Here is a 10,131-nt window from a genome sequence, read left to right as displayed (position 1 = left end):
CGCGCCGTCCGGGACGGCGACACCTGGCGGGTCAGCGGCGCCAAGACCTGGATCACTCACGCCGCCCGCGCGGACCTGATGACCCTGCTGGTGCGCACCGATCCGGCGTCGAAGGATCACCGGGGCCTGTCGATGTTCCTGGCCGCCAAGCCGCGCGGCACGGTGGCCGACCCGTTCCCAGCGCCCGGCATGGGCGGCGGCGAGATCGGGGTGATCGGCTACCGCGGGATGAAGGAATACGAGATCGCCTTCGACGGCTTCGAGGTCGCACACGCCGACCTGCTGGGCGGCCAGGTGGGCCAAGGCTTCGTGCAGCTGATGGCGACGTTCGAGTCGGCGCGCATCCAGACGGCGGCCCGCGCCATAGGGGTGGCGCAGAACGCCCTGGAACTGGCGCTGGACTATGCCTTGCAGCGCCGCCAGTTCGGCCAGCCGATCGCGCAGTTTCCGCGGGTCGCCAACAAGCTGGCCATGATGGCCGCCGAGATCGCCGGCGCGCGGCGGCTGGCCTGGTTCGCGGCGCGGTCGAAGGATGAGAGCCGCCGCTGTGACCTGGAGGCCGGGATGGCCAAGCTGACCGCCGCGCGGATCGCCTGGGCGGCCGCCGACAACGCCGTGCAGATCCATGGCGGGACGGGCTTCGCCGTCGAGCAGCCGGTGAGCCGGGTGCTGGCCGACGCGCGCATCCTCAACATCTTCGAAGGCGCCGGCGAGATCCAGGCGCAGGTGATCGCCCGCAGGCTTCTCGAAGGGACCAACTAGCGCGTCTGAAAGCCGCTGGCGATCAGGCCGATCTGGCAATCCATTGCGGCGGTCATGGTCTTGGCGTCGGCCCCCTTGGTGACCGCCAGCCGGTAAGTCCAGGCATAGGCCGCCATAAGCAGGTCGATGATTTCCTGCAGGTCTAGCCGGGGGTCGATGTCACCCTGCTCGACCCCCAGGCCCAGGCACTCGCCGATGATCTCCTGCAGTCGGGGCGTGCGACCGAACGGGCGTGCGGTGGGCGGCAGGGTCCAGTCGTAGGCGGCCGCGATGTGCGACAGGAACAGCCGCGTATGCTGCGCTTCGAAGGCGAAGTGGATGGCGAACATCGAGCGCAGACGATCGGCAGTGGAGCCGCGCACGTGCGGCATCACCGCGTCCAGCTCCGCGTAAAGCGGCGCCAGCCGGTTCTGCATCACCTCCGACAGGATCGCGCCCTTCGAGGCGAAGGTGGTGAAGACGCTGCCCACCGAGACCCCGGCGTGACGGGCCACCTCGCGGATGGTCGTGCCCTGAAAGCCCAAAGTGTCGAACAGCTCGCGGGCCGCCGCCAGCACGCGCTGACGGGTGGCTTCCTTTTGCGAGCTGCGCGCGCTCGCCGCCGCAGGATTGGATCCGACGTCGGCTTTCATGGGGGACCAGCGGGGCTTAGCCCCGCCGCGCGCCCGCCAGCAGGATGCGAATCTGGTCGCGGGAGCGCGCCTGAAGCGCCTCCAGGCTCCAGCCTTCGAAGATCGCGCGGGGATAGTTCGACAGGTAGGCGTCGAACAGCATCTGGCTACGCAGCTTCACATCGGCTTCCTGGCTCAGTTCGCCGCGCTGCACGGCGTCGGTTAGCTGTTCGATGAAGATGGCCAGCATGGCGCGTATCGGCGGCACGGTGCGCAGGACATGGCCGTCCTCCGGCGCCCAGGAGACGCTGAAGGCGGCGCGGGCCAAAGGAAGCTGGGTGCGATAGAACACATAGCCGGCCGAGAAGACCCGCAGCAGGGCGTCCTCCACCGCGCGACCACGGCCGGCGGCGTCGCGCATGGCCTCGGCCAGGGCCTCGAAGTCCGCGATCATGATCTCCCGGAACAGGTCGGACTTGTCGCTGAAGTTGGCGAACACCGCGCCGGTGGACATGCCTGCGGCGGCGGCGATGTCGCGGATGGTGGCGCCTTCATAACCTTGCTGGCTGAACAGGCGGCGCGCGGCGGCCAGAACCTTGGAGCGGGTCTGCTGCTTGGCGAGGGTCCGGCGCGTGGGCACCCGGACCTGGGTTTCGATGGCGGCTTCGAGCGGGGAGGTATGCTTCATTGTGCTGTAGATTTGAGCCGGACGGCCGCCCGGCGCTCCATGTGTTGCGCCCGCTGAAAGCTGTGCAGGGCGCGGTTTGGTTGAACGTGTTCGATAACAGAAATACGCGCGGCGGAGCTCTAATTGTTGGCCTGTGGCGGAAATTCGCCCGCGACCGGGCGTCGCAGCTCTGCAAGTGGTGGGCGTGATGTGTTCAGTCCAGTGTGGCGGATTTTCGGCAAGTCGGCGAATTAGGCTCGTTGAACATGATCATCGGTCCGTCTGTCAAGGTCGAAGTATCACTGGTTTATAGTTGGCCCAAACCCCCGGGCGCCCTAAATTGGGTCATGGACGTCTTCGACTACCTCATCCCGGCGGCTCTGCTCGCCGTGAGCACGGTCCTCGGACTGGGCATTTATTCGCTGTTCCGCGGTGGCGACTTCGGCCGCTCCCACTCCAACAAGCTCATGCGTCTACGGGTAGTGATGCAGGCCCTGGCCGTGGCGGTTCTGATGGCTGCGGTCTGGTGGCGCAGCCAGGCCTGAGGTGGTCACGCTCAACCGCATCTACACCCGCACCGGCGACGACGGGACCACCCGCCTGGCCACCGGCCAGCCGGTGAGCAAGGCCGGCCCCCGGGTCGAGGCCTATGGCGCCGTGGATGAGACCAACGCCTGCCTGGGCCTGGCCCGGCTGCACACCAGCGCCGATCCGGAGTTCGACGCCATGCTGGCGCGGATCCAGAACGAGCTGTTCGACCTGGGCGCCGACCTTTCCACGCCGCCGAAGGCCGACGAGGTCGAGGGTTCCGTGCTGCGGATGCTGGACGGCCAGGTGACGCGGCTGGAGGGGGAGATCGACGCCCTGAACGCCGCCCTGCCCGCGCTGACGTCGTTCATCCTGCCGGGGGGCACGCCCGCCGCCGCGGCCCTGCACCTGGTGCGGACGGTCTGCCGCCGGGCCGAGCGGGAGGCCGTGCGGCTGCTGGAGGCGGGTGAGCCGGTGAGCGGCCCGGCGCTGCGCTACCTCAACCGGCTGTCGGATTTCCTGTTCGTGGCCGCGCGCCATGCCAACGACCGCGGCGCGTCAGAGGTGTTCTGGAAGTCCGGCGCCACCCGCTAGGGGGTGGTGACGGGACGGCCGAGCGCGGCCTTGGCGGCGGCCTCCGCCTGCTTGTCCTGCAAGGTGCGCCCGGTGATGTCGGAGATCAGCACTGGCTGGGCGCAGACCCGGGCCTGGGCGTCCCACCACCGGCGCCCGCCCTCGCACTGCTTCTGCGGCCAGACCCAGCCCACCTGCCAGATCAGGACAATCACGGACAGGACGGCGAAGACGCCCAGGAAGATGAGCTTGAGGCGCTCGATGGTGGGGTTCATGTGCGGTTCTTTAGGAGATCGGGAGGGCCTCTGGCTAGCCGCCTGCCCGGTCGAAATTGCGGCGGCCGCCCGGGGCCGGCGGCTTGCAAAGCGTGACGGAACGGGTATTGCCCGCTGCGGCCCAATTTGCGGGAATGCAGCTACGAAGGCGGTAACGACCTATGAAGGTGTTGGTCCCGGTCAAGCGGGTGATCGATTATAACGTCAAGGCGCGGGTGAAGTCCGACCAGACCGGTGTCGACCTCGCCAATGTGAAGATGTCGATGAATCCCTTCTGCGAGATCGCCGTGGAAGAGGCGGTCCGGCTGAGGGAAAAGGGCGCAGCGACTGAGGTCGTCGCCGTCTCCATCGGCCCGATCCAGGCGCAGGAGACCCTGCGCACGGCGCTGGCCATGGGCGCCGACCGCGCCATCCTGGTGCAGAGCGACCAGGACCTGGAGCCGCTGGCTGTGGCCAAGGTGCTCAAGGCGATCATCGCCGAGGAGAGCCCGGACATCGTAATCATGGGCAAGCAGGCCATCGACGGCGACAACAACGCCACCGGCCAGATGCTGGCCGCCATGCTTGACTGGCCGCAGGCGGCCTTCGCCTCGGCCATCGAGCTGTCCGCCGGCAAGGCCAAGGTGACCCGCGAGGTCGACGGCGGCCTGCAGACCATCGAGGTGGACCTCCCCGCCGTGGTCACCGCCGACCTGCGCCTCAACGAGCCGCGCTACGCCAGCCTGCCCAACATCATGAAAGCCAAGAAGAAGCAGCTCGACATCAGGGAGCTGGCCTCCCTGGGCGCCGACACGGCGCCGCGCCTGAAGGTGATTAAGGTGACCGAGCCGGCCAAGCGCGGCGGCGGCATCAAGGTCGACAGCGCCGCCGACCTGGTCATGAAACTGAAGAACGAAGCGGGGGTTATCTGATGGCCGTTCTCGTCGTCGCCGACCACGACAATGCGACCCTGAAGGACAACACCCACAAGACGGTGACCGCGGCTACAGGCCTTTCGGGCGACATCGACCTGCTGGTTGCGGGACAGGGCGCCAAGGGCGTGGCCGACCAGGCCGCCAAGATCACGGGCGTGCGCAAGGTGCTGCTGGCCGAGAGCGCCGAGCTGGGCCAGGGCCTGGCGGAAGCCTTCGAGGCGCTGATCGTGCCGCTTATGGCCAACTACGACGCCGTGCTGACCCCGGCGACCTCACAGGGCAAGAATTTCAGCCCGCGGATCGCCGCCAGGCTGGACGTGGCGCAGATCTCCGACGTGGTCGAGGTGGTCGACGGCTCCACGTTCGTTCGGCCCATCTACGCCGGCAATGCGCTTGAGACCGTGCAGTCCTCCGACGGCAAGAAGGTGATCACCGTGCGCCCCACCGTCTTCAAGGCGGCGGCGGAAGGCGGGTCGGCCAGCATCGAGTCCATCCCGGCGGCCGCGGCCCCGGCCAAGACCCGGTTCGTGGACCAGCAACTGGTGAAGTCGGCGCGGCCGGAACTGTCGGGCGCCAAGATCGTAGTCTCCGGCGGCCGCGCCATGGGCTCGGCCGAGGAGTTCCAGCGGGTGATCGAGCCCCTGGCCGACAAGCTGGGCGCCGCCGTCGGCGCGTCCCGCGCGGCGGTGGACGCCGGCTATGCCCCCAACGACTATCAGGTGGGCCAGACCGGCAAGGTGGTCGCCCCCGACCTCTATGTGGCGATCGGCATCTCCGGCGCCATCCAGCACCTGGCCGGCATGAAGGACTCCAAGGTGATCGTGGCGATCAACAAGGACGCCGACGCGCCGATCTTCCAGGTGGCCGACTACGGCCTGGTGGCCGACTACAAGACCGCCGTGCCGGAACTGATGGAAGCCCTGAGCGCCGCCGGGAAGTAGCATCCGGTCGCAGGTCAACGAAGTCACGGGGAGGTCCGCAAGGGTCGCCCCTCTTCGCAGGTGCGTTGTAGTCCACCCGATCCGGCCAGCGCCCATACGCTGCGTTGCAGCAAAACGCTTGTCTTGGCCGGGGCTGGCCATGTTAGAAAGCCGTCACATCTCTGTGGCGCGATGCGCGCTGCGGTCTGCGGTCTGTCGAGGCTTTAGCTGAATGGTTGATATCAGGTCGGTCGGCGTCATCGGCGCGGGCCAGATGGGTGCGGGCATCGCTCACGTCTGCGCCCTGGGCGGCTACGATGTCCTGCTGCACGATGTGAGCGCCGACCGCATCGCCGCGGGACTGGCCGCCATCGAGCGCAACATGAGCCGCCAGGTGGTGCGCGGCATCATCGACCAGGCGGCCATGGACGCCGGCATGGCGCGCATCAAGGCCGCTCCGGAGCTGCAGACCATCGGCGGCACGGACCTGGCCATCGAGGCCGCCACCGAGGACGAAGAGACCAAGAAGACCATCTTCAAGGCCCTGTCGCCGCACCTGGCCGACAAGACCATCCTGGCCTCCAACACCTCCTCGATCTCGATTACCCGGCTGGCCTCGGCCACAGACCGGCCCGACCGGTTCATCGGCCTGCACTTCATGAACCCCGTGCCGCTGATGAAGCTGGTGGAGATCATCCGCGGCATCGCCACGGGCCCGGACACCTACGAGACGGCGGTCAACTTCGCCAAGTCGCTGGGCAAGACCACCTCCAACGCCGAGGACTTCCCGGCCTTCATCGTCAACCGCGTGCTGGTGCCGATGATCAACGAGGCGATCTACACCCTCTATGAGGGCGTGGGCACCGTGGACGCCATCGACACGGCCATGAAGCTGGGCGCAAACCACCCGATGGGGCCCCTGGAGTTGGGCGACTTCATCGGCCTGGACACCGTCTTGTCGATCATGAACGTGCTGCACGAGGGCCTGGCGGATTCCAAGTACCGGCCCTGTCCGCTGCTGGTGAAGTACGTCGAGGCCGGCTGGCTGGGCCGCAAGGTCGGCCGCGGCTTCTACGACTACCGCGGCGAGACGCCAGTCCCCACGCGCTAGGCAGTCACCAGATCAGGTCGACATCGTAGTCCTTCAACGCCTTGTCTTTGCTGACGAGACCAAGGTCATGTGCGTCTGCCTGGGCGACGAGGATGCGGTCCCAGGGGTCGCGGTGGTGCAGCGGCAACAGCGCGGCGCGCCAAGCTGCTTCTGGCGTGATGTCGAGCAGGCTGAGGCCGAGAAGGCCGAGTGTCGCGGGCATGTTTTTAGGCATTCGGAGCAACGTGCTGTCCCTCCCGCGAGCTCTGAGGTCCTGCCGCTTGATGTCGATCTCATAGATGCTGACGGCGCTGACGAAGACCTCGTCCGCGTCCTCAATGGCCGTCCGCGCCAGCGCGGAAAGGCGTTCGGGCGACAACAGCCACCAGATCAAGGCGTGGGTATCGAGCAGAACCATCAAGGCTGGTAGAACTCGTCCTCATCAGACGATTCCGCGGCCTCGACCATCTCCGGGTCCGATCCGAGGAAGAGGTAAGGATCCTCAAGGCGGCCCAGGTGCGCCCAGGCGCCCGCGACGCGCTTGGCCTTCGCGACGGCGGGCAGCAGCTTCAGGGTCACGATAGGCTTGCCGCCGCGGGCGATGATCACGTCCTCGCCGGCCTCCGCACGCGCCACGAGCTCAGAGAGCTTGGCCTTCGCTTCGGCGATGTTGACCTGCAAAGTCATGAAACCAGACTAACATGGAAGAGGTGGTTGGACCAACTGTCCAGCCAGTCAACGCGCTTGGCGAAGAATCGCGGGTTCTGTCGGAGAGGCCTGCACATGCAGCTTGAGTCGGGCATCGACGCGGCCTTTCAGCGGGCGGTCGATGCGGGCTTCGAGGTGCTCACGGCGCTGGACAACATGTTCTGGGGCGACCGCTACGGCATGCTCAGGGACTCCTTCCGAGTGACCTGGTCCCTGGATGAGACGTCCAAGGCCTGATCGGGTCCGAGGGCCCGGCCGCCGTCGCGTTAATCCATTCGACTTCCAGGGTTCCCGCGGCGGATACTCCTGAGTGATTCGGATGGTGGGACCATGCGGCGGCTGACCCTAGCGCTTCTCTGCGCCACCTACCTTTGCCTCTCGCTGATCGTCGCACTCACCCTGTGGCGGAACGGCGGCGGCTGGGGCGCCGGCGTCGCGGCCCTGGTGGGCGGCCTGGGCCTCTGTTTCGCCTTCCACGGCCTGATCGAGCGCGCGCTGGAGACCGGCGCAATCCGCGGCGAGATCGAGGCGGTGCGCGAAGCCCACAAGATCCTGCTCGACCAGGTGGAACGGCTCGACGCCCGGCTCAGCCAGGTGGTGGAAACCGTGGCCGACGACGCCCACCGCTCGGAGGAACTCTCCGACGAGGTGCACATGCTGGAGAGCCTGGTCCAGCGCATGCAGAACCGGCTGGAAGAGCACGGGGAGGCGGTGGCCTGGACCCCACGCATCGGTCCCGCCCCCGACCCGCGCCACTCCGCCGCCCTCATCGAGACCGTGCGCGAGGCGCTCACCGAGAACCGAGTGGACCTCTACCTGCAACCGGTGGTGGGCCTGCCCCAGCGCAAGACGGTGTTCTACGAGAGCTTCTCGCGGCTACGCGACGAGACGGGCCGGATCATCATGCCGGCTGAGTACCTGGCCGTGGCTGAGCCCGGCGGCCTGATCACCGCCATCGATAACCTCCTGCTGTTTCGCTGCGTGCAGATCGTGCGCCGGCTGGCCAAGCAGGACCGCAAGATCGGCATCTTCTGCAACATCTCCATGGCCAGCCTGGGCGACGAGAGCTTCTTCCCGCAGTTCCTGGAACTGCTCACCGCCAACCGCGACCTGGCCGGAGCGCTGATCTTCGAGATCGGCCAAGGCGCCTTCGACGCCCGCGGCTCGGTGGAGGCCCGCAACATGGGCAAGCTGGCCGACCTGGGTTTCCGCTTCAGCCTCGACAAGGTGGCCGACCTGGATATCGACCTGCAGGACCTGGCCCGCTCGGACGTGAAGTTCCTGAAGGTTGGCGCGCAGTTCCTGCTGGAGGAACTGACCGAGGTGGATGGTCGTCTGGTGCTGCGATCCCTGCCCGACCTGGCCGCCGAGGACTTCGCCGCCCTGACCCGCCGCTACGGCGTCGAGGTGATCGCCGAGAAGGTCGAGAGCGAACGCCAGGTGGTGGACATCCTGGAGCTCGATATCGGCTACGGCCAAGGCCATCTGTTCGGCGAGCCGCGCGCCATCAAGGACGCCGTCCTGGCCGAGGCCACCCCGCCGCCGCCGGCCTTCCTGCGCCCGACCCTACAGCGCCGCGCCGGGGCTCGCGGCTAGGGCCGCTGCATTGACGCGGGGCCGGGGCGCCCTATATCGCCGCCGGCCATGACCTCCCCAAAACTCCCCGCCGGCCTCGCCGAGATCGCCGGCCGCTACGACGTGGCGCTGTGCGACGTCTGGGGGGTGATCCACAACGGCCGCGAGGCCTTCCCCGCCGCCTGCGAGGCGCTAGCCCGCTTCCGCGCCGAGCGCGGGCCGGTGATCCTGATCTCCAACGCGCCGCGCCCCAACGCCGGGGTGATCGAGCAGCTCGACGCCCTGGGCGTCCCGCGCGAGGCCTGGACGGCCGTTGTGACCTCCGGCGACGCCACCCGCGCCCTGCTAAGCGAACGTGCGCCTGGGCCCGCCTGGCGGCTGGGCCCCGACCGGGACGCGCCGCTCTACGACGGCCTGGACCTGGCGTCCTCCGATCTGGAGGCCGCGCGCTTCATCTCCTGCACCGGCCCGTTCGACGACGAGGTTGATACGCCCGAGGACTACCGGGCGCGGTTCGAGGGCGCGGTGGCCCGCGGCCTGCCGATGATCTGCGCCAACCCGGATATCGTGGTGCAGCGGGGCGACAAGCTGATCTACTGCGGCGGCGCGCTCGCCCAGCTCTACGAGAGCCTGGGCGGCCGAGTGCTGATGGCCGGGAAGCCCTATCCGGCCATCTACGAACTCAGTCTGGCGGAGGCGGAGCGCCAGCTTGGACGGCTCCTGGACCGCGCCCGGGTGCTCTGCATCGGCGACGGCCTGCCCACCGACATCCGCGGCGCCAACGCCCGGGGCCTGGACGTGCTGTTCGTGGCCAGCGGCATCCACGGGGCGGAAACCCTCCGTGCGGGCCGCCTGGACCCGGCCATCGTGGCCGACCTGCTGCATCAGGAAGCGCTCACAGCGACCTGGGCCATGGCCGACCTGATCTGGTGAGGGCTTCCGCTCTGCGGCCCTTCACGGCTATGGAAACCTGATCAGGGGAGCAGTCCGCGTGCAGGGTCTCTATTTCGAAGAGCTGAGCGTCGGCCAGAGCGCCGAGATCACCCGCGTGGTGGGCGCCGCCGACATCAAGGCGTTCGCGGAGGTTTCCGGCGACGTCAATCCGGTCCACCTAGACGACGCCTACGCTCGCACCACGCCCTTCGGCGAGCGGATCGCCCACGGCATGCTGGCGGCGGCCTATGTCTCCGCGGTGCTGGGGACCACCCTGCCGGGGCCGGGCGCCATTTACCTGTCGCAGTCCCTGCGCTTCCGCCGGCCGGTGAAGATCGGCGATGCGGTCACCGCCCGCGTCACGGTCAAGGCGCTCGACGACAAGCGTGGCCACGTCACCTGCGATACCGTCTGCGAAGTGGGCGGCAAGACGGTGGTGGACGGCGAGGCCGTGGTCATGGTGACCCGGCGCGACGCATGAGCCGGGTCCGGGTCATCCGCGGCTGGAGCTCCATCGCCGGGGCCGACCGCGGCGCCTCGGTGGCCATGGGCAACTTCGATGGCGTGCATCGCGG

Annotated in this window: 15 protein-coding genes; 10 read left to right on the top strand and 5 right to left on the bottom strand. The window is 68.2% G+C overall.

All coding sequences use genetic code 11. The annotated features are described in order from the left end of the window. On the top strand, positions 1–762 hold a 762-nt coding region (locus tag ACLL81_RS11860), incomplete at its 5' end, for an acyl-CoA dehydrogenase family protein (protein ID WP_411288550.1). Here the strand turns inward: ACLL81_RS11860 and ACLL81_RS11855 are convergent. Together ACLL81_RS11855 and ACLL81_RS11850 are read right to left on the bottom strand one after the other, a co-directional pair. Beyond that, on the bottom strand, positions 759–1,394 hold the full coding sequence (locus ACLL81_RS11855) for a TetR/AcrR family transcriptional regulator (protein WP_411288549.1): 636 nt from the start codon (positions 1,392–1,394) through the stop codon (positions 759–761). The genes ACLL81_RS11860 and ACLL81_RS11855 overlap by 4 nt on opposite strands. A 16-nt stretch (positions 1,395–1,410) precedes the next feature. Next, positions 1,411–2,061, bottom strand: a complete 651-nt coding sequence (locus ACLL81_RS11850) for a TetR/AcrR family transcriptional regulator (RefSeq protein ID WP_411288548.1) — start codon at positions 2,059–2,061, stop codon at positions 1,411–1,413. Between the two features lie 326 nt (positions 2,062–2,387). Between ACLL81_RS11850 and ACLL81_RS11845 the strand changes: the two genes are divergently transcribed. Further along, positions 2,388–2,585 (top strand): twin transmembrane helix small protein, encoded by a 198-nt coding sequence (locus tag ACLL81_RS11845; RefSeq protein ID WP_411288547.1) that lies wholly within the window; start codon positions 2,388–2,390, stop codon positions 2,583–2,585. A gap of 1 nt (position 2,586) precedes the next feature. Next, positions 2,587–3,162 carry a cob(I)yrinic acid a,c-diamide adenosyltransferase gene (locus ACLL81_RS11840; RefSeq protein ID WP_411288546.1) on the top strand — a complete coding sequence of 192 codons (576 nt, stop codon included), beginning with the start codon at positions 2,587–2,589 and terminating at the stop codon, positions 3,160–3,162. On the opposite strand, the gene ACLL81_RS11835 is transcribed toward ACLL81_RS11840, so the two are convergent. Next, entirely contained in the window at positions 3,159–3,416 is a 258-nt protein-coding gene (locus ACLL81_RS11835; RefSeq protein WP_411288545.1) for a hypothetical protein, read from the bottom strand. The genes ACLL81_RS11840 and ACLL81_RS11835 overlap by 4 nt on opposite strands. 161 nt (positions 3,417–3,577) lie before the next feature. On the opposite strand from ACLL81_RS11835, the gene ACLL81_RS11830 reads away from it, so the two are divergent. The 3 genes from ACLL81_RS11830 to ACLL81_RS11820 all read left to right on the top strand — a co-directional run bounded on the left by ACLL81_RS11830 (position 3,578) and on the right by ACLL81_RS11820 (position 6,361). Next, the gene (locus ACLL81_RS11830) at positions 3,578–4,327 is read left to right on the top strand and encodes an electron transfer flavoprotein subunit beta/FixA family protein (RefSeq protein WP_411288544.1); all 750 of its coding nucleotides are present in this window, start codon (positions 3,578–3,580) and stop codon (positions 4,325–4,327) included. Next, a complete protein-coding gene (locus ACLL81_RS11825; protein WP_411288543.1) occupies positions 4,327–5,271 on the top strand; it encodes an electron transfer flavoprotein subunit alpha/FixB family protein in 945 nt (314 codons plus the stop codon). The genes ACLL81_RS11830 and ACLL81_RS11825 overlap by 1 nt, the downstream gene beginning before the upstream one ends. Before the next feature lie 211 nt (positions 5,272–5,482). Beyond that, positions 5,483–6,361, top strand: coding sequence for a 3-hydroxybutyryl-CoA dehydrogenase (locus ACLL81_RS11820; RefSeq protein ID WP_411288542.1), 879 nt, complete (start codon positions 5,483–5,485; stop codon positions 6,359–6,361). Between the two features lie 4 nt (positions 6,362–6,365). On the opposite strand, the gene ACLL81_RS11815 is transcribed toward ACLL81_RS11820, so the two are convergent. After that, positions 6,366–6,758: a type II toxin-antitoxin system VapC family toxin gene (locus ACLL81_RS11815; protein ID WP_411288551.1), complete on the bottom strand. Its 393-nt coding sequence runs from the start codon at positions 6,756–6,758 to the stop codon at positions 6,366–6,368. Next, complete coding sequence (locus ACLL81_RS11810; RefSeq protein WP_411288541.1) at positions 6,758–7,027, bottom strand: type II toxin-antitoxin system Phd/YefM family antitoxin; 270 nt, start codon at positions 7,025–7,027, stop codon at positions 6,758–6,760. Before ACLL81_RS11810 ends, ACLL81_RS11815 begins: the two co-directional genes overlap by 1 nt. A 96-nt stretch (positions 7,028–7,123) precedes the next feature. Here ACLL81_RS11810 and ACLL81_RS11805 point away from each other — a divergent pair, with 96 nt between their 5' ends. From ACLL81_RS11805 to ACLL81_RS11790, 4 genes are all read left to right on the top strand, one after another. Next, positions 7,124–7,285 carry a VOC family protein gene (locus ACLL81_RS11805; protein ID WP_411288540.1) on the top strand — a complete coding sequence of 54 codons (162 nt, stop codon included), beginning with the start codon at positions 7,124–7,126 and terminating at the stop codon, positions 7,283–7,285. 93 nt (positions 7,286–7,378) lie between these two features. Beyond that, complete coding sequence (locus tag ACLL81_RS11800; RefSeq protein WP_411288539.1) at positions 7,379–8,644, top strand: EAL domain-containing protein; 1,266 nt, start codon at positions 7,379–7,381, stop codon at positions 8,642–8,644. Between the two features lie 48 nt (positions 8,645–8,692). Beyond that, entirely contained in the window at positions 8,693–9,556 is an 864-nt protein-coding gene (locus ACLL81_RS11795; RefSeq protein ID WP_411288538.1) for a TIGR01459 family HAD-type hydrolase, read from the top strand. Between the two features lie 58 nt (positions 9,557–9,614). Next, the gene (locus tag ACLL81_RS11790) at positions 9,615–10,037 is read left to right on the top strand and encodes a MaoC family dehydratase (protein WP_411288537.1); all 423 of its coding nucleotides are present in this window, start codon (positions 9,615–9,617) and stop codon (positions 10,035–10,037) included. Positions 10,038–10,131: the final 94 nt, after the last annotated feature.

This window comes from Phenylobacterium sp., assembly GCF_046590535.1.
Classification (GTDB): Bacteria; Pseudomonadota; Alphaproteobacteria; order Caulobacterales; family Caulobacteraceae; genus Phenylobacterium.
The sequence above is the reverse complement of the archived record's forward strand: the minus strand, read 5'-3'. Positions and strand labels throughout refer to the sequence as shown.

Excerpts from the sequence above, each read along its gene's own strand:
- ACLL81_RS11795 (WP_411288538.1), top strand. The coding sequence starts at position 8,693 with ATGACCTCCCCAAAACTCCCCGCCGGCCTCGCCGAGATCGCCGGCCGC.
- ACLL81_RS11835 (WP_411288545.1), bottom strand. The coding sequence starts at position 3,416 with ATGAACCCCACCATCGAGCGCCTCAAGCTCATCTTCCTGGGCGTCTTC.
- ACLL81_RS11810 (WP_411288541.1), bottom strand. The coding sequence starts at position 7,027 with ATGACTTTGCAGGTCAACATCGCCGAAGCGAAGGCCAAGCTCTCTGAG.
- ACLL81_RS11825 (WP_411288543.1), top strand. The coding sequence starts at position 4,327 with ATGGCCGTTCTCGTCGTCGCCGACCACGACAATGCGACCCTGAAGGAC.
- ACLL81_RS11820 (WP_411288542.1), top strand. The coding sequence starts at position 5,483 with ATGGTTGATATCAGGTCGGTCGGCGTCATCGGCGCGGGCCAGATGGGT.
- ACLL81_RS11805 (WP_411288540.1), top strand. The coding sequence starts at position 7,124 with ATGCAGCTTGAGTCGGGCATCGACGCGGCCTTTCAGCGGGCGGTCGAT.
- ACLL81_RS11855 (WP_411288549.1), bottom strand. The coding sequence starts at position 1,394 with ATGAAAGCCGACGTCGGATCCAATCCTGCGGCGGCGAGCGCGCGCAGC.
- ACLL81_RS11800 (WP_411288539.1), top strand. The coding sequence starts at position 7,379 with ATGCGGCGGCTGACCCTAGCGCTTCTCTGCGCCACCTACCTTTGCCTC.
- ACLL81_RS11830 (WP_411288544.1), top strand. The coding sequence starts at position 3,578 with ATGAAGGTGTTGGTCCCGGTCAAGCGGGTGATCGATTATAACGTCAAG.
- ACLL81_RS11815 (WP_411288551.1), bottom strand. The coding sequence starts at position 6,758 with ATGGTTCTGCTCGATACCCACGCCTTGATCTGGTGGCTGTTGTCGCCC.
- ACLL81_RS11845 (WP_411288547.1), top strand. The coding sequence starts at position 2,388 with ATGGACGTCTTCGACTACCTCATCCCGGCGGCTCTGCTCGCCGTGAGC.
- ACLL81_RS11850 (WP_411288548.1), bottom strand. The coding sequence starts at position 2,061 with ATGAAGCATACCTCCCCGCTCGAAGCCGCCATCGAAACCCAGGTCCGG.